Consider the following 19,158-nt stretch of genomic DNA (forward strand, 5'->3'; position numbering starts at 1 on the left):
AATGGCTACAGTCAATGATTTTACTATTTTAAATAAAAAATTAGAAAAATCCTTTAAATTGCTTTGTGATATTATTGGTTATAACCAGTCAGATTCATTATCAGATGTATGTAAAAAAAGATTTGGTTTCTATTTTTATATACTAGAGAATATGTGTGATGTTGATGGTAATAATGATGAAATAATTGATTCTATTATTGACACTGAATTCAATAAACGTCTTCTTGATGAAGATATTAATGATTATGGTATGGATGCTGTTTTTATTGATGAAGAAAAAAAGTGTGTTAAATTATTTAATTTTAAGTATAGAGAGAGCTTTAATAGAGATAAAACGCAGTCTTTAAATGACAATTTTATCTCTACAAAATTCTTGAACTTATGTCTGTCTATAAACGATACAGAGTTATTAAGTTATCCTGATAAGCTTAGAGGTAAATTAAATAAATTAAATAATGTTTTTTTAAGACCTAAAGACGTATGGGATGTAACATTATACCAAGTAAGTAATGAAGCCCAAGAAGTTCGTGAAATTAATTCTGAGTTAGAGAATTTATCCTCTCTATATGAAATAAAAATAGAGTCGATAGCACTACCAAAAATATCACAATTTATGTCTATACGCCCTAAAGACATTAATGCTAGTATGATTGTAAATAAAGATGCATTAATGTGTTATAGCGAAGATAGTAAGGCAACAGCTAAATCTTACATTGTACGAGCTAGATGCGATGAGATTATACGTATAACTTCTAATGATGAAGAATTAAGACTAGAAAAAAATATAGAAGATATTTCTATTTTATCTAATGCGAATATTGAATATGGTGTATTATTTGATAATGTTAGAGGATTTGTTAAAAACTCTAAATATAATCCGAATATTAGTATAACTATAAAGAATAATCCAACTAAATTTTTTATGTATAATAATGGTATAACTATTGTTGCTAATTCGATTGTTGCAAAGAATTTAGCTGGTAATCATTCAATGAGATTAGATATAAATGGTTTACAAGTTGTTAATGGAGGACAAACTTTAAGGGCCATTCATCAATTCAACAAAGCTAATAAAGATAATATTGATAACTATTTATGTCATGCTGAGGTACTCCTAAGGATATTTATGCCCGATAGCGAATCAAATGATATACATAAAATTGCTGAATATACGAATAGCCAAAATTCAATAAAATCATCTGATCTTAAATCACTATCTACGGAACAAATAGATATAGAGAGATTTCTCGATGAGCATGATATAGAATATATAAGAAAATCTGGTGATACGGGGTCTGATGATAGCAAACAATACAAATATATCATCAAAATGGAAACTTTTGGACAAATATTAAAAGCTATTAGTGGTTATCCTGATAAATCAACTAACAGTATGAAGGATATTTTTGAGAAAGATTATGACACACTTTTCATTAATAACTTTAAAATTGAAAGATCACCAGAGATTATCTCTAATTATTATGAGGTAATTAAATCTTATAGAGAATCCTCTTATAGAGGAAATCAAATAAAATATTTCTATGTTCTTTATCTTAAAGAACGTGGAATTACTTTAGATAATACATTTATAATAGATAAATTAGAGAAATGTATTAGCGAGTATAAAGTTGATGATATGTCAGTAGTAAGAAAAATGGGGCTTTCGGGATTTAAGGAGTATGTAAATAAACAGTTTGGTATTTAAGATTTGATAATTAAATTTCACCAGTTATAAAGATACGTAGTTGCTCTATTTTTATATCAGATGAATATCAAATAATTTTAAATTAGTAGTGAAAGCCGTCATATTTCAGGCGGCTTAAACTATAATTTTATTATATATGGGATATTATAGGGATAGTACAAAATCCTTTAAGTTTCGATGATTTCTAATCGAAGCAATCCCATCTTCAACATGAGCAGCCCATGCTTTAACTAGTATTTTTTGATCCATTTGAGGATAAAGCATTTGCAATACCAGTTCAGTAACTTGTAATGTTTCTCCTAGCCATGTAATTTTATCCAACACTAAAGAGCCATCTAATTTCTTGCTGTCCCGTTCAGGTATATAACGAAATTCGCTCTCAATTGAACGGAAAAATGCCAGTCGAGCTGCAACATTCGGAGTGACTCCGGTATATCCCTTTAACTTTTTAAGTTGCTCTTCAGTTTGACGAGTAAGTTGCATTCTATTTGGAAGCATTAGATTACCTCTTTGGTTAGTTCCCAGAAATAACCAGGTTTTAGAGTCGATGACTTAGTATGCGGATTAAAAACGATTTCGTACGCATGGGAAATATCATCCCTGAGCTGATCTACAAAGTAATGCTCATCCACTTCTGTATCCGTAGATAAAATAACTACTTGATGACTTGCGTATGGGAAATAATAGTTAATTAACTTATCCCTATGTTGTGAATCTAAGCGGCCTAATGGTGTATCAATAATTACTGGCAAGTCACGACCTGAGGTTTTTGCTAATGCTTCGAGGATAGCAATTGCATAAATTTGTTTTTCACCAGCAGATAGTAATTTACGGTTAATTATTGAGTTATTTTCATCAATTAATTCAACATCAAATGTTTCAGGATTAATATGCGCGCTAAGCTGTAAGTCCTCCTTACGAGCTAATTTACGGTAGGATTGCTCAAAATTTGTCGATAGTGTTTTTACTCTTGCTTGTGTGAGAACATCGCTGTAACGATCGAGTAAGTTTATTGTTTCCTGAGCATTCTTAAGAGCACTACTAAAATTATGTTGATAGCGGGCGGTATCATGTATTTTTTGCACTCGACGAACACAATCTAGCTGTTGTTGTTTTGTCTGTTTGGCCTGCTCTAGCAGTGTGCGATAATTTTGCCGTTGAGCTTCGCGTTGACGATCTAGGTCTCGCAGTTTTTCAAAGAGAGCTATTAGCTGGTCATCTTCTGGTGCTCGAGCTATATTAGCGGCGGCTTGTTCAAGCTGTTCTTCGACATTAGCTAATTGGCTACGATAAAGATCAAATCGTTGCCATGCCCTTTTGCTTTCTTGTTCTATAGATTGTTGAAGCATACCGGCTTCACGCTCAGATATATCAAAAAGCAAATCACCTTTAGGTTTCGCTGCCATATATTCTTTAAGATTATCAGTAATAGCTTCAGTTGCGATTTTACTAGTGGTACTAGAGCGTAATGCAATATCGTTTCCAAGCCGAGTTAAAAATTGACTCAGCTCTTGCTCAAAAATTTTCGCCTGCTTTATCTGAGTTTCATCAGCAATCTGTTGTAGCAAACGAGATAAGGTACTAGGAGCTAAGGCATAAGGTAGTGCCCCATCGCATTCTTGACGTAACGCTTTTTCCAGACGTTCTTTATCTTTCAGTAAAGTTTCAACTTTCTGTTCTTCTTTTACTTTTGTTTGGGCAAATGCACCGCCTTGCGCATTCAATAGACCTTCATAGTGGATGATGTCTTTAGATAAGAGTTCAATACGTATTTTAGTAAAATCAGCTTTTTCTAGTAGCTCTTCTGTCTGGCCTGCTAGCTTCTTACTCTGTGCCTCAAGCTCAATAAGTTGTTGTTGTTGAGAACCAATTAATTGTCTGGATTGCTGACGTTTAACAAAAATCATTAAGTCATTACGTAGTTTAGATATCAAATCTAAGCCTAATAGGCGACGTACAGCAGTACGCAGAATATTGCCAGATTCATCTTCTGCTAGTTCCGCGATTTTTTCGCCATCAAAAAAGAAAAGGTCAGCGATACCGTGTGGAATTAATTCATTAAGGAACCCCTGGCACTGGTCATAATCTAGCTCATTAAGTAGCTGTCCATCTTGCTGTAGAGAAAGGCGGTCTTTTTTACCTTTCTTCCAAGTCCTCGTGACAGTAAATTCGGCTTCACAGCCATTTTTATTGTAGGTAAAAGTCAGTTCTATCGAGGCCTCTTCTGGCTGTTCAGTATTGCGTTCACCATTGTGAATCAGTGTGCTGAGTTGTTCGATATATTCCTGTTGTTGGATAGCAAGGCCAAATGCCATACGACCGTATAGTGCCAATCTGATTGCTGATAAAATTGAAGTTTTTCCTGCACCATTTAAACCACCAAATAATACGATAGGCCGTGGATTAGTATCATACTGGCGTTTTCTAGGTGCCAGGTCTATAACATGTGTACCGCTGAAGACCCGAAAATTATGTAACACTAGTTTTTTAATTAACATGTTCTCTTTCCTGACTGGTGTGCTGTAATGTTTCACCGGCATCGATAATTCTACGCTGTAAAACCTGAAGTTCAGCTTCCAGTTTGGCGACTTCTTCCTGGTGAAGATCTCGTTCGTTACGTTTCTGTAGCATTATTTGTTGTTCTTTTATTTCTTCAAGGCTTCCCCAGTCTTGCTTAAGGATTGTTCCAAGCTTATCAAAAATACCTTGACGGCGGCTGAGTCCTTCCATTGAAACTTCAAGTTCAATTAATTTCATAACCATTTCAGGTACTACATCAAATCCTTGTGCTATTTGAGCGAGTAAATCAGCATCACTGGCATCAAAGCGGGATTGATCGTCGATTACCCAATCTAAATCTTTTTGGTATACCTCTCGGTAAATACCAGGTAGGGTATCATACCAATCTGGTTCGTTAGGGTCTTTCAGCCACTCTTGACGGATAGCATGTAATTCTGGCTCGGTGATTAAAGTAATATTATGTCCTTGAGCGTTTAGATCTCGCTCAATAATTAACAGATCCTTTAACCATTGTTGTCGATATTTTAGCCAATAAGGGCCAGGGACATGTTTTCGTTCTGCAGTGATCTCTTCACCATCTTTAGCGTATTGGTAACTAACCTTGCCTGTTCGACGTTTGTAATTACGAAAAGTATCTTTATTTGCTGGATCAGTTGTAAATGCCAATAGATCTCGGTATTTCAGTAATGGTGACATCCAATCTTCACCATTTTGTATCAGGCTTTCCATTGCTTTGTCTTTGGTTACTACGGTGCAGGTCCAGCATCCAAAGCGTGAATTACCACATGACGGGGTACTATCATCAATTACTAGTGGGCATTCTCCTTGGGCGGAAGAATCCATATATAAAGTCCAAAGAGGCCGATTATTCCCTCCCCATGGTGATTCCCATTCTTCTATGTCTTCTGCTGTATAACGAAATGCACCTCTTAGAAGCTTCCATACATCTTCAACATCCCAAGTATCTATTGGAGTATAAATAAATGCATTAGATAAAGTTGTATGTCTTGCAAGCCTAGAACCATCGATTTTATGTTTGGCAATTACTTGAGCTCGAGATGCGCTTTCACTGCTACGCGAGCCTAAAACCACAATTACCTCTTCAAATTGTGATACTTTATCTTTAATAAATTCACTAACTGGATTAATTTTCATGCGTTCAGTACACCAGCGAAAACTTCTAGTAGGGGCTGGATACCCTTTACCTAAAAGGTTTACCCAAAATGTTTCTTGGGTTTTAGGTGTAACCGCATGCTGAGTAATTGGCAATCCGTCACGTTTTGCCCCAGATTCGATTTGTAGCATTGTTTTTTTTATCAAATCTACTACAACAGGGGTCTCTACTAATGTATCTGAGGAGACTACGAATACATCTTTAGTCCTCATTTCAGGAGGAAGCCCTAATAGGGCTAAGTATACAAGTGTGATAACAGCGGAAGAGTCTTTTCCTCCACTATAACCAATTACCCATGGGCGATTATCTGAGCAATATATACGTTGTACTTCTGATACGTAAAGTGATAAAGGTTGCCCTGCAAAATTTTCTTGATTAATAAAATCTTCATAGTCGGCTAAATCATAAGCCTGTATTAATTTACTCATTAGGCTACCATCTGTATTTCTAATTTTTCCTCTTCTTCTGTGAGAGGAATTGACAGTGCTATTTTTATAGCATTACAAGTTAGTTGTATTGCTGTGTTTGATTTACTTAATTTTCCATGAGACATTGCTCGTTTAATCATCTCAGGGTTACTTTTACGCCAATCAAAGCCTTTCAGACCAGATAATTTTTGCTCCCATTGGTCTGGGTAGTCGAACAAAATTGAATGCCCTAATAACCCTAAAGCTTGTAGGCCAATACCATGTGCATGCACATATTCTTGGCGTAATTGTGATGGAGATACTTCTTTTTTAGCTGCTAGTTGCCAGTCTGGCATTACATGAAATATTGCGGTCCAAAAAGAAGTTGCAATGTTCAAGTATTCTTCAAAATTTTCTTTTTTAGGTTGTTTTCCAAATAAAGCACGATTGGCTTGCTTAATGCTACTTAAGGTAAATAATTTATTTGAAAGAAGACTAATATTTGATTTTTCTAGTTCTGTTAATCCCAAAAATGGCTCTATCGACATCGCTAAATCACGAGCTAAATTAGAACTTATATCTCTGTGATCATATAAGGTAGAAAGTGATGGGCTAGGCCTAATAGCATACTTATTTAAATCAGCAAACATTTGTTGACTACGAACTAAGCCTTCATCGACAAAAAATAGCACAGGAATGTTATCTTGACCTAATTCAGGGCGTGCTTCTAATGCATCTTCAATAGCTTTTCGACGATGTTGCCCATCGTTTATGAGGATTTGAGCTTCCATTGGTACTTTAAGAATTCCTAAGTTATTTGAGCTAGGATATTCTTCAAACTGTACATTAGTAGCTATAGATGCCGTGAGCGCTGAAAAAACATAATCTTTTGGGTTTTCAAGTAGATACTGAACCATTTCTGGAATTCTAGCTTTATTTAATGTACGCTGAGCCCTTAACTCAGGTGGAACTTCACTTTCATCGAAGCTAAATATTTTGGGAATTATACGCATAGGGCACATAGCTATGTAAAAAGCTCTTCCTGCTTGAATTCCTCGTGCAGCTGGGAAGGAATAGCAATAGTCTGAATCTTGATAATGCATTATCTATTTCCTATGAAGAACACTATGACTTACGTCAATTATAACGTAATTTTTTTGTTTTTTTAAGGGTTTTTTACGTAACTAATTTGATGAATCTATAAATATTAGCTTTTATAATATATAAACTTACTAAAGTTTTATGTAATATAATTAATGATGTAATAGCTCATACTATACTGGTGTAGGTAATTTGGGCATTGAGTAGAATCGATATTATACACCTAATCATTAATAGGTGACATTGAGGCATATAAAACTCAATGAAATTTCAGTGGTGAATTTAAATTTGAAGTTGCTTCACTGCTCCTCTACCAAAATTACACGGTTAAGGACGTTGACAACACTATAGGTGAAGAAAAATTACTCATAAATCAACATTATTTTTTCAATCTATTAACTTAATTTTTTCCGCTTTAATTTTATCCTGAATTCGATTAATAACCTCCTTTCTATATTTTTGATGTCCCTTCATTGCTCTTGGGTGGGCGATACGAAAACAGGGTGTATTGTTAGCAACAAATTCCCATAATTTCCCTGAAATAACAGGTATTATGGTTTGATAACCATCAAAGTGTTCATTAAATAAGCTTTTTATTACACTATCGATACGCCATACACCTGTTGCAAATATAATATAGTCAGGTTTTATATGATTAATTTGTGCAGCTAATAGCTTGTTTGATATGTCTTTTATTTCTTGGAGTTCAAGAGTAGGTCTATTCAGAGGTGTTTTCTTATTGTAATCCCAAGCAAAGAGGTTTGTGTAAAATATCGCCTTAGGGTGGATGTTCAGTTCCTTAGATAACTGAAAATAATATTGCTTAAAACGACTTTTTGATTTAGTAATGACATTCTGCCTTTGATCTAATTGTAAATGATTTTTATATCGATTGGTCGCCTCTTTAATAATTGTATGAATGTCATTGCTTGCAACAAACTGAGAGATTCGATTGATTGTATTTTTGTTATTATCAGTATTCCAACCTGAAGTTTCACGTCCGATAAGCATAACCTTTATCTCGGACTGCCAATATTCATCAAAAGGAATCGGTAGAAAAACCCCTGAATATTTATCCTCAATTGTTTCAAATTTCGTAAAATCTATTTTCTGAAGTATTTCAGCATAATTAGCAATTAAACTGTCCAATTATTTTCACCTAAATTTATTGTTAAATATATTTTAATAATTTTAAACTATCTTATGTTGAATTTTTAATTATCTTTTACATTATAAACTATTTCTAATGAAATTAATTTAAAAATCATTTGTTTATCTATAATTGAACACATAATCTTCGTTTTTTAGAAACCTTCGGTGATATCCACTTTAAATCCCCCTATACCACGATAAGAATCCCCTTATTTAATTTAACTTTAGGTCATGCCTATAATGAGAAATTCTTTGGTGGTAGTTCTGATATATGAGGCAATAGATGGAACGCAAAGGACTGTTTTTATCTTGTATTATCAGCGGGGTACTATTGCTATCTGGCTGTCACAGCTTACTCAATAACTACTATGCTGATACCCTCCCTAAAACAGAAGGACAAGTGGTTCTTGCAGGGTTAAAAGCCCCCACTACTGTACGTTATAACCAAATGGGCGTTCCTTTAATCAAAGGGCAAAACCTTGAAGACGTTTATTTAACATGGGGTTATATTCATGCATCAGAACGCATTAGCCATATGGAGCTGATGCGCCTCACGGCAGAAGGTCGTTTAGCAGAATACCTCGGCGAACCGGCCATTGGCATTGATAGTTTTATGCGCAAAATGGGTTTTCGTGAAGCGACGACTATTTTATATCGAAATGTCAGTCCACAAAATCGTCGTTATCTTGAAGCTTATGCCAATGGTGTCAATCTTTGGTTAGATAATCATCAAGATAAACTACCTATGGATTTATCAGCGGCAGATTATGTTGTTCCGAAATGGCGCCCCGATGATGCAATTTTAATTCTATCTCTCGCTCTCGCTAATTTCGGCTTGGCGGGAAACCTGCATGAAGAGATTGATAGCTTAATCGTTGCTCAGCAGTTGGGGGCGGATATGCTACCTTGGCTATTTCCAACTTATCCTGATGAGCCTCTTCCTCACCAAGAAGCAAAGAAATTGCAAGGGCTAAATTTAGAACCGTTTAAACAAGACATCGATCAGTTAACACTTGCTAGCCAATCTCTAAAAAATATTCATTTACATGATGTTATGGCATCCAATAACTGGGCTGTAACCGCAGATCTCACACAACACAATGGTACATTACTGGCTAATGATACCCACCTTCCAATCGGCTTACCTTCTTTATGGAGTTTTATTCAGATTGAAACTCCTGAGCTATCTATGGCTGGTGCGGCGATCTCAGGGATCCCCGCGATTGTATTAGGTGCAACCCCTGATCTGGCGTGGGGATATACCATGGTGATGGCGGATAATCAGGATCTATTTTTGGAGCAGATCAGAGAAACGGACAATGGATTTGAATATCTCTATCAACAGCAATGGTATCCGGTAAAGCAAACTCAAACCGTGTTTCATGTAAAAGGTCGCCCCGATAGAGTCGAAAATGTCTATCATACGCAACATGGTGTGTTGCTAAATGAGTCGCTGAAAGAGCGCAGTTATTTGCTGCAACCCCTTGAGGTCAGAACGCAATACGGGATCGCCTTTAGTAGCCTGCTGCCCGCTACCGATGATATTAGTATCGATGCGTTAATGGATCTACCTAAACAAAAGAGTGTTTCCCAAGCCATTAAATTAGCAAAAGAAATTAGCGTGATCTCCGTTAATATGCTGTTCGCCGATAAGCAACAAATTGGCTGGCAATTAACGGGAAGTTATCCATTGCGCAAAAAAGGGCTTGGGTTATTTCCCTCTCCGGCATGGGAAGGGGAATATGATTGGAGCGGCAGGGTGTCTAATCAGCATTATCCAACCTCAATTAAAACTCGAAAAGGTTGGTTGGCGACTGCAAATCAGCGAGTTGTAGAGAAGGGCTATCCTGTTAATTTTTCTCAAACATGGGCGCACCCAGAACGTTTTGAACGAATTTCAGCGCTATTGAATGCAACGGATCGACATAATTTAGATAGCATGCAGCAGATGCAGTATGATCAATTCGACCCTATGGTGACGAAGTTACAGGTTTATCTCAGAGACCCTGCATTACAAAACGCGATCGCTCAACTCCCACAATCAGAACAACAACAAGCGAGGCTAGCTCAACAACGCTTGTTGGCATTTGATGGTTACCTGCATGCCGATAGTGCCGGTGCGGCGCTGTATAACTTATTTTTAGCTCAGTTCAGCCAGCAATTATTTGCAGATCGCTTCGTCGATTCACCGCAGGCGTGGAAGGCGTTTGTTGAAAGCTCCAAATCTTATTCAGCGCAAGCTGAGCATCTGCTTTGGCAAGATGACAAAAGTGCCAATGCGAGTCCTTTTTGGCAAAAATCGGACCCGGCTCGTAGCGGTAAAGCGAAAATCATTGCCTATTCATTAGCACTGGCTAACCAACAAGGTGAAAAGCAATTTGGCAAAAATTATTCACGTTGGCAGTGGGGAAAATTACACCGCTATCAATGGAATAGCTTGTCATCACAAATGGCGGAATATCTTCCAAAAGAACAACGTAGGACGATTGAACGACTCGATAGCTATTTGAATCGAGGCCCTTATCCAGCGGGTGGAAATCTCAATACGGTCAATATTTCCAGCTATAGTATGGGCGATAATTTTGATACTTTGTTGATCCCTGCAATGCGCTTAATTGTTGATTTCAGCCAACAAGATCCAGTATGGGTAATGAATAATGCGGGGCAGTCTGCCAATCCTGCAAGTCGTCATTATGCCGATAATATTGAGGATTGGTTGAAAGGAAAATATCAAAACCTTCCTTTTAGTCCGGAAGGGCAATCCCAGTGGTACAGCGATAACGTGTTGCAGTTTGTGCCTCGCTCACTTTCAACACAGGCGCATTAATACCGATGATCTCTAATAAATTATTCCAACGTTTTGCACCGATTGACCCAAATGTTTCTGAACAATTGGATATGTTAAGGGGATTTTGTACCGCGACAGTATTATTTGGGCATGCATATTTAGTCTTTTTATATCCAGTATGGCCTATCGTGATGCTGCCGCTATATTTATTTGGTCATAGCTGTGTCATGGCTTTTTTTGCGTTAAGTGGTTTTTTGATTTGTAAGTCGGTTAGCTACAATATTCAACGAAATACTTACTTTAAAGTAAGGCGCTATGCAACTTCACGGTTAAATCGTATTTTGCCGCCTTTTTATTTAGGCTGTTTTGTCTTACTACTTTTATATTTTATCTCTCCCTATTTTTTTGCTAGTGGTAGCCGTGACATTAATATTATTAGCGATACGATGACTCAGGCGAGAATGGCGCTGGATGTTAAGAGCTTTGTGGGAGTATTGTTGTTTATCAACGGCTTTATTACAGATACTCCACCAAGTAACTTTGCATTTTGGTCATTACCATTTGAGGTTTGGTTCTATACACTGTTTGCCTTATTTATGATGCCTAATCAGCGTTGGTGTACGATTATCGGTATTCTATTATTACTCACTCTTAGTGTATTGAATTATACTTTTTTCTTGTATGCTTTAATTTGGTGTTGTGGTGTGATTGCTGCGCTGCTTCATAATCACCAGTATCAATTAAAACGGAAAACGCTCATTACCAGTTTTAGCTTGATTGCTTTAACACTATTGGCATTAGCTGTGGTTGGCGTTTTTTATTTTCCATTCAGTTTCGACAAGCAAAAATATTTGTTGGCGTTGTATGGCACTTTGTGTGGCATTAGTTTCTGCTATTTATTTTATTTGATGAGTTTTCACCGCGTTCGGTTTTATTTACCTGGTAAACAATTAACGCCGAGCTCTTATACGATCTATATTCTGCATTTCCCTTTGCTAATCTTTGCTTATGGGATTGTGCAACCTTATGTGTATCAGAATTTGTGGGTATTATTTATCACTACGTTTTTGATCGCTTTGGGGATCATGTTTATTGGGTTGTTCGTTGGACGATATGTGGAAAAATTGAAGGTGCTACATTAAGTTGTGGCTTTGTTATCGCGTAAAAATATCCACTCTCCCTAAAATGAGTCAGTGATAATGAAGTCAGTCATGGTATTTCAATTAAGCAAGGAGGCTTTTCGCTCATCTCCGATAAGTCGGTTAACACGATATGATTTTTGACTCTGATACTGGAGGAGTTTTCCCTTTTAGTATATGTTTACTGACTAAAATGACACGATTACTTAAAGGTTGATTTAAACCATGATCCGAGTGTTAACAGCGAAAAACTACCAAAAAATGCCATGGAAAAATGGGCAAGGTTTTACTTTAGAAATTGCGCGTAGTCACGGTGTAGGATTAACCGATTTTGATTGGCGAGTTTCTATTGCTGATGTGAAAGCGGCTGGAGCCTTTTCTTATTTTCCGAGTAGGAAACGGATTATTGGCGTATTAGATGGCGGAGAAGGGCTAACCTTGCAGGTGGATAAAAATTCTCCTGTAACACTCCGTCAAAAACAATTTTTTGCATTTCATGGTGAAAGTGATGTGTATGCTGAGCTATTAGGTGAGGCTATTCGCGATTTCAATCTTATCTATAACCCTGATAAGTACATCGCTCGTCTGCAATGGTTCAATACACACAATGTGACGCAGTGGATAAGTGATGCTGACAGGGTATTAATATTTAATGCTAGTGGCGAGCTTGGCGTTACTATTGGTTTGAACTCGCATACTTTAAAAGAATTTGAAACATTATTGGTGGAAAATGATGGAAATTCTTTGCAATATAACCTTGTCACTCAACCAAAGAGTGACTTTTGCCTGATTGAATTATTTGCTAAGTAAAGTTACTGCCAACAATAAAATCGCTGTTATTTGTCGTTTACTAATAACAGCGGTAAATTAATACTATTTTTCATCCTCATCTTATAGCGTAATCTACTTTATTTTTATAAAAAACACTCTGTAAATTTTTAATCAAGGATAAACTAATCAAATTAGTTCATTATCAGAATATGACGAGTGAATATTTTTGATTGAGTATGATAATAAAAATATCAAAATAGATTAAAAAGGTCATAAAACGTAGGGTTAAGCTATATATAGTTGTGGTAGGATCAAGGTTTATCCATAATTGAGCTGTGTTGTATTTATAGAATATTAATTAATTGAATATATTATGTTTTTTATTTGTAACTCATAAGATAGGGATATTGTCATTATTGGATGAGTTTAACCGTTTTGTCATTAAATTGACACGCTACTGCCATTGTTCTAGCTTAGGTTTGCAATAGCTAAACTAGGAGACAATTAAGATGTTTAGTTTGGATGCTTTGCTACAAGATGTATTCCCAGACCGAGCGCCTCCCGCTTGGAAACGGAATTTACTAAAGTTCCTGCTATTTGAAAAAGAATTTAAACAATTTTCTGAAAATTATCCTCACCTAAAAGGTTTAGATCTGGTTGAGCAAATCGTCGAGTACTTTAATATTCGTTGTGAGTTAGTTGATGGCGATTTAGAAAATATTCCCTCTCAAGGCCCTCTTGTATTAGTTGCTAATCACCCGATAGGCTCTTTGGATGGTTTAGCAATATTACGTACGGTCGCGACAATTCGCCCAGATGTTAAAATCGTAGCAAATCAGTTTTTGAATTATATTGAGCCACTGAGTAGCTTATTTGTTCCTGTTGATAATATGGGGAATCGCACTAGCCGCAAACAAATTGAGGCAATGCAAGAGCATTTAAATAAGCAAGGGGCTTTGATTTTATTTCCTGCTGGTGAAGTTTCCCGATTAAGTGCGAAAGGGATCCGGGATGGTCATTGGCATACTGGTTTTTTACGTTTAGCGGCCAAAGCTCGTGCGCCAATTGTACCTATTCACGTTACTGGTCGTAATAGCCCTCTATTTTATTTAACCTCATTAATATACCGTCCATTATCGACATTATTGCTCGTACGAGAAATGTTTAAGCAGCGTGATGGCAGAATAAAAATTCGAATTGGTGGCCGTATCCCATTTACTCATTGGCATGATGGGCATACTCGATCGCATGATCTCGCAGAACGTTTTCGCCGCCATGTTTATCTTCTTGGGCAAGGAAAAAAAGGGCTTTTTACCAGTGAATCTGCCATTGCATTACCGGAAGATCGCTTAGAATTGAAAAAAGCATTGATGGCGTGTGAGCGGTTAGGTACAGCCCCAGATGGTAAGGCGATTTTTCTGTATCGTAGAAAAGATGAGGATAGAACGCCTATCTTACGTGAATTAGGTCGATTACGTGAAATTGCTTTTCGTGCTGTCGGTGAGGGTTCAGGAAGGCGGCGCGACTTAGATAGCTATGATGATGACTATTATCATCTCGTTTTATGGGATGAAGATGCATTAGAAATTGTTGGCGCTTATCGATTTATTCCTACTGCCGAGCAGTTGAAGAAAAAGGGCATCGAAAGTATCTACAGTTATACGTTATTTCATTACGATAAAGAGATGCTACCGATACTTGAGCAAGGGATTGAATTAGGCCGTAGTTTTATTCAACCTACTTATTGGGGTAAGCGTGGTCTTGACTATCTTTGGTTAGGTATTGGCGCTTATCTTGCAAAATACCCGCAATATCGTTACTTATTTGGGCCTGTTTCGATATCGGGTACGATGCCAATTGCCGCTCGTGATCTATTAATTACGTTTTATCGCCTCTATTTCTCAGCGGATCATTCGTTGGCACAGTCTCGCCAGCCGTATCCTGCCTCATTACCACAGGTATTAGCACAGTTTTCAGGGAATAATTATCACGAAGATTTAGTTAAGCTAAAAAGTCTGTTGAATAATATTGGCTGTTCGATTCCAACCTTATATAAGCAATACACCGAGCTATGTGAGCCGGGTGGCGTACAGTTTATTGATTTTGGAACCGACCCTGCTTTCAACAATTGTATTGATGGCTTGGTATTGGTGGATTTGACGAAGTTGAAACCTTCTCGTTATCAGCGGTATGTAGCGGTTCACCAAGATAACCAAACGTAATCTAAGTTATTATGCAAAGAAAAAACGCCGTATGGCATACGGCGTTTGTATCGATTATCTAAAGCAGATCTCAGCCCAACGGGTGAGGCCAGCGGTGACTGAGCCAAAATCATTGCCTCGGACAATAGGAATATTGGGTAATTCTTGTTTTATGGCCTGACATAGGACGGGGGATTGGGCAGAGCCTCCTGTCATAAATATCGCGTTTGGTTGCACACCACCTTGTGTCACTGCTTCTTTAACCAGCTCTATCATTTTACTTTTTGGTGATTCGATAGCCTCTACCATCTGGTCACGGTGAATATTAATTTCGAGAGTCTCATTCATTAATTCAATATGAGCCAAGTAATTTTCACTGTCTGATAAAGCAATTTTCGCTTCTTCAGCGCGGCGCACTAAGCGATAGCCAAGGGTTTCATTATAAACCTCAATAAGACGCAGCAATTTTTCAGGCTCTTGTGCCTCTTGGCGTAATCGATTGAGCGCTGTTAAATTCTGTTTTGCATAAAATTCTTTTTGTGCTTCCACATTATTAATCGCGATAGGATTCCAAAACTGGCTTATCGGCATTTTAATTCCAGATACTGTTTGGCTGCTCATACCAAATGAGTCCATTAATTGTTTTAAAGCCAAATAAATATCAAGGTCGTTACCTCCAATACGTTGACCGGTGTGAGCTAATAGACTTGCTGTTCGGTCGGTTTTACCTTGATAACTTGGCCCCATATTGATCAGTGAACAGTCGGTTGTGCCCCCACCGATATCGACAACTAATATAGTTTGGTCTTGCGTTAAAGCCGCTTCATATTCAAGCCCAGCGGCAACTGGCTCAAATTGAAAGGCAATATTTTTAAACCCAGCGCGTTTTGCGGCTTTAATAAGAATAGCTTCAGCTTGCTGATTAGCTAATTCACCACCACGGCCATGAAAGTTAATTGGGCGGCCAATGACAGTATCAGTAACTGTGTGTTGTAAATGCAGTTCGGCTTTTTGTTTAATATTCGCCATCATGGCGCACACTAAATCTTCAAAGAAACTGAGTTGCACTTCGTGAAGGCCTGAAGCACCAAGAAAGGATTTTGGTGACTTGACATAATAGACATCGCGAGGATCTTTTAAGTATAGCTCTAATGCTGCTTGGCCAAAAACAATATCCTCAGGAAGTAGTTCAATCCCTTCTTCACGGTTATATGCGATGGAACGCCTCAGTATTTGTTCGCCCACTTCATCTGACGGTAATATATTAAGATGACGGAATAAATGTTCAGAAACAGATTCTCGAGTTGGCGCGCAAAGGGTTGACGGAATATAAGCACTATCACCTTCTAATGGTAACAGTGTAGGCTTTCCCTTATCCATAATTGCGACCGCGCAGTTTGATGTTCCGTAGTCAAAACCAATAAACATTTTGCCCCCAATGCGTTAATTACTCGCCGAAAAGGCGGCAAACTTTACCGGAAGCGCTGGCGAATTACCACTACTAAAATGACATTGCAAATATGAATATAGTCGCAATCGTGTTATTTAAAGCGTGGAGTAATATTGGTGCAATTAATGAGCGAGTGCTGATCCTTACATGGCATAAAATAGCGCCCATTATAAAGATAGTAATAAGGGTATTTACAGATTGATACTGTGAGTGTATTGAAGCAAATAAAAATGAAGAAGCGATAATGGCTATCCATTTTCCAGCCGTGCCATACCACATGCCCGCATTAAGTAAAAAGCCTCTAAATATAATTTCTTCGCTAATCGGGGCTGCGATAATAATCGTTATTACATAGAGAAAAAAGGCAAAGCCAGTCATGTGACTGATACTTTCAAGCCACTCTTCTTGTGCTCCCAATAGCATATTGAGAAATATTAAGCCAAATATAGCCAAGATGGGGAGTTTTAATTCATTTAAATTGGTTTTACCGATAGGCATAAGTTTGAAGCTATTTTGGTAAAAAAACCAACAAACTAAGGCGCAAGGCAACAGTAATAGCAATGATATAGCGGGGATAGCATATTGGGATTGCAGTAACAAAAGTGCATTAGGCATCAACAGTATAATGAATGAAGAAAAAAACCAAGCGACAAATGCTCCGATGCAAATGAGTAAATGAGTGAGGCGGCTTTTAGGTGGATTCATATAAGTATATCCTTTTTTAATAACAACGTTAAATTCCTTAATTTCACTTAGTTAATATACAAAAATTTTAGATAAATTCATCTATTAAATGCATTGTATAGCAGTTAGTTAGCGCCTCCATGAGTGAGTAATAAAAAGTCATACCAAAGAAAAATAGAGGAATGAGTAAATTTAACGAAGTTATCTCAAATATTTATTTTAGCGAATGCCAATATAGGGTAGCTTAATGGAAAATCATTAAACATTCGCAAACTGGAGCTTATGGATGCTAATTGTAGAGATGTTAAGTACCGGAGATGAGGTACTGCATGGGCAAATTATTGATACTAACGCAGCTTGGTTATCTGATTGCTTTTTTCAAGAAGGCTTCCCACTGAGTGGGCGAACGACAGTTGGTGATAATCTGAATGACCTAGTACACACTTTACAAGCGCGAAGTCAACATGCAGATATTCTGATCGTTAATGGTGGACTAGGACCAACTCGTGATGATTTAAGTACTTTGGCGGCAGCAACGGCTGCTGGGGTGCCCTTAGTTGAGCATGCTGAATGGATTACGGTTATGGAACGCTATTTTGCTTCCAGAGAATGGGTAATGCCAGAAACGAATCGTAAGCAAGCGCTGTTACCGGAAGGTGCCGAATTGGTGGATAACCCGATTGGTACGGCATGTGGTTTTGCCATGGAGCTCAATGGTTGTTGGTTATTTTTTACGCCTGGCGTACCTTCAGAGTTTAAAGTGATGGTACATGATCAAATTTTGCCAAGATTACGCCAACGATATCCATTGAACGAACCCCCGTTATGCCTACGTTTAGCCAGTTTTGGACGAAGTGAGAGTAGTTTAGCTAAGCAATTTGATTCACTCGCTCTTCCGGAAGGTTGTGTACTTGGATACCGCTCCTCTATGCCTATTATTGAATTGAAACTCACAGGGCCTGCAACATTGAAAGAGGAAATGTTAGCGCAATGGCAAGTGATCAAAGAAGGTGTTGGTGAAAATGTAGTTTTTGAGGGTATTGAAGGCTTACCTAGCGTGATATGCCGTGAGTTAAATGAAAAACAGCTTAGGGTTGCTATTTGTGAAGAGTTTAGCGCAGGTTTACTCAATTGGACTTTAAATGCAGTATCGGCTCCACTCAATGGCTGTAAAGTGATAAACCAACAAGAAGACCAGAGTTTATTAGCACTGATAGGCCATGCTAGTGAGGTCGCTAAACAAGAAAAAGCACATATTGGTTTAGCGGTTGGAGGCGCTAACGATGGCTGTCTATCATTAGCATTATATACATCCGAAAAAAGCTATGCCCAGCGTGTACGTTATATGCCAAGTAATCACAGTACTAAGGTCAAACAAGATGTCAGTGTGATGTTAATGTTGGATATGTTGCAACGTTGGCTCAAGGGGCGCGACGTTTTTGGCCAATATGAGTGGTTAGCGCAATCAGAGACATTAGTTCGTTAATATTACAATCTTCGCTGTGTTTGATATGTCAAAACACAGCGTTTTTTAATCACACATAATCATCATCGATTAGTGGGGTTACCTAGGGGTTTTTATATTATATTTCAAATATTGGTATTTTTACTTAATAAACCTAAGGGTATTCATCTTATTTAAGTTTCGGGGGCGAGAAATAAGAATTTTTAAGATGAATTTAAATGGTTAGAAAAATCGATTTTGCTAAATAAACGCATAATTATTAAATTGGAGTGACTGTTTTAATGCTGACAAATTATTTTATGTTATAGGGTTATGATATGAGAAATATACACATCTTCCTTCCATTTTAAATGAGGCGTATTACGCATAAGGCATTATGAATATTTTAAAATAGCGGGTAATTAAGTAGGAAATAAACAAGGGTTACGATAATAGATATTATTTGGTATTTCCTTAGATAGTAGACTAGGATATGAAAGTATCGAGTGGGATGGACTAGAGAAAGTGGTAACTAGCTCGGTGTTTATTAAATACTGCTCCAGTATGGGTTGAAGGTTATTAGTAAGGATATAATCGAAGTGGATACTCCCATGATGGTAAA

The 19,158-nt window shown here is 37.3% G+C and carries 13 protein-coding genes; 6 read left to right on the plus strand and 7 right to left on the minus strand.

The window, feature by feature from the left end:
* Nucleotide 1 precedes the first annotated feature (1 nt).
* Complete coding sequence (locus PR833_RS15915; RefSeq protein WP_163767677.1) at nucleotides 2-1,705, plus strand: AIPR family protein; 1,704 nt, start codon at nucleotides 2-4, stop codon at nucleotides 1,703-1,705.
* Nucleotides 1,706-1,849: 144 nt separating this feature from the next.
* Here PR833_RS15915 and dndE read toward each other — a convergent pair whose 3' ends face one another.
* The 5 genes from dndE to PR833_RS15940 form a co-directional block, all read right to left on the minus strand.
* Nucleotides 1,850-2,203: a DNA sulfur modification protein DndE gene (gene dndE, locus PR833_RS15920; RefSeq protein WP_154625378.1), complete on the minus strand. Its 354-nt coding sequence runs from the start codon at nucleotides 2,201-2,203 to the stop codon at nucleotides 1,850-1,852.
* Entirely contained in the window at nucleotides 2,203-4,203 is a 2,001-nt protein-coding gene (dndD, locus tag PR833_RS15925) for a DNA sulfur modification protein DndD (protein ID WP_154625379.1), read from the minus strand. The genes dndE and dndD overlap by 1 nt, the downstream gene beginning before the upstream one ends.
* The gene (gene dndC / locus PR833_RS15930; protein WP_272526339.1) at nucleotides 4,193-5,827 is read right to left on the minus strand and encodes a DNA phosphorothioation system sulfurtransferase DndC; all 1,635 of its coding nucleotides are present in this window, start codon (nucleotides 5,825-5,827) and stop codon (nucleotides 4,193-4,195) included. Before dndC ends, dndD begins: the two co-directional genes overlap by 11 nt.
* Complete coding sequence (gene dndB / locus PR833_RS15935) at nucleotides 5,827-6,909, minus strand: DNA sulfur modification protein DndB (RefSeq protein ID WP_154625381.1); 1,083 nt, start codon at nucleotides 6,907-6,909, stop codon at nucleotides 5,827-5,829. The genes dndC and dndB overlap by 1 nt, the downstream gene beginning before the upstream one ends.
* 385 nt (nucleotides 6,910-7,294) lie before the next feature.
* A complete protein-coding gene (locus PR833_RS15940) occupies nucleotides 7,295-8,056 on the minus strand; it encodes a hypothetical protein (protein ID WP_163767680.1) in 762 nt (253 codons plus the stop codon).
* Nucleotides 8,057-8,342: 286 nt separating this feature from the next.
* Here PR833_RS15940 and PR833_RS15945 point away from each other — a divergent pair, with 286 nt between their 5' ends.
* From PR833_RS15945 to PR833_RS15960, 4 genes are all read left to right on the plus strand, one after another.
* The gene (locus PR833_RS15945) at nucleotides 8,343-10,886 is read left to right on the plus strand and encodes a penicillin acylase family protein (protein ID WP_272526340.1); all 2,544 of its coding nucleotides are present in this window, start codon (nucleotides 8,343-8,345) and stop codon (nucleotides 10,884-10,886) included.
* A 5-nt stretch (nucleotides 10,887-10,891) separates the two neighbouring features.
* Nucleotides 10,892-11,989 carry an acyltransferase family protein gene (locus PR833_RS15950; protein WP_272526341.1) on the plus strand — a complete coding sequence of 366 codons (1,098 nt, stop codon included), beginning with the start codon at nucleotides 10,892-10,894 and terminating at the stop codon, nucleotides 11,987-11,989.
* Between the two features lie 222 nt (nucleotides 11,990-12,211).
* Nucleotides 12,212-12,796, plus strand: coding sequence for a HutD/Ves family protein (locus tag PR833_RS15955; RefSeq protein ID WP_014657390.1), 585 nt, complete (start codon nucleotides 12,212-12,214; stop codon nucleotides 12,794-12,796).
* A gap of 470 nt (nucleotides 12,797-13,266) precedes the next feature.
* Complete coding sequence (locus PR833_RS15960) at nucleotides 13,267-14,979, plus strand: lysophospholipid acyltransferase family protein (protein ID WP_004917422.1); 1,713 nt, start codon at nucleotides 13,267-13,269, stop codon at nucleotides 14,977-14,979.
* A gap of 54 nt (nucleotides 14,980-15,033) precedes the next feature.
* Here the strand turns inward: PR833_RS15960 and yegD are convergent, their stop codons facing one another.
* Both yegD and PR833_RS15970 read right to left on the minus strand, forming a co-directional pair.
* Complete coding sequence (gene yegD, locus PR833_RS15965; protein WP_272526342.1) at nucleotides 15,034-16,386, minus strand: molecular chaperone; 1,353 nt, start codon at nucleotides 16,384-16,386, stop codon at nucleotides 15,034-15,036.
* A 73-nt stretch (nucleotides 16,387-16,459) separates the two neighbouring features.
* Nucleotides 16,460-17,113 (minus strand): CPBP family intramembrane glutamic endopeptidase, encoded by a 654-nt coding sequence (locus tag PR833_RS15970; protein ID WP_004917420.1) that lies wholly within the window; start codon nucleotides 17,111-17,113, stop codon nucleotides 16,460-16,462.
* A 265-nt stretch (nucleotides 17,114-17,378) separates the two neighbouring features.
* On the opposite strand from PR833_RS15970, the gene PR833_RS15975 reads away from it, so the two are divergent.
* Complete coding sequence (locus PR833_RS15975; protein WP_060561454.1) at nucleotides 17,379-18,578, plus strand: nicotinamide mononucleotide deamidase-related protein YfaY; 1,200 nt, start codon at nucleotides 17,379-17,381, stop codon at nucleotides 18,576-18,578.
* Nucleotides 18,579-19,158: the final 580 nt, after the last annotated feature.

Source organism: Providencia sp. PROV189, from assembly GCF_028480065.1.
Classification (GTDB): domain Bacteria; phylum Pseudomonadota; class Gammaproteobacteria; order Enterobacterales; family Enterobacteriaceae; genus Providencia; species Providencia stuartii.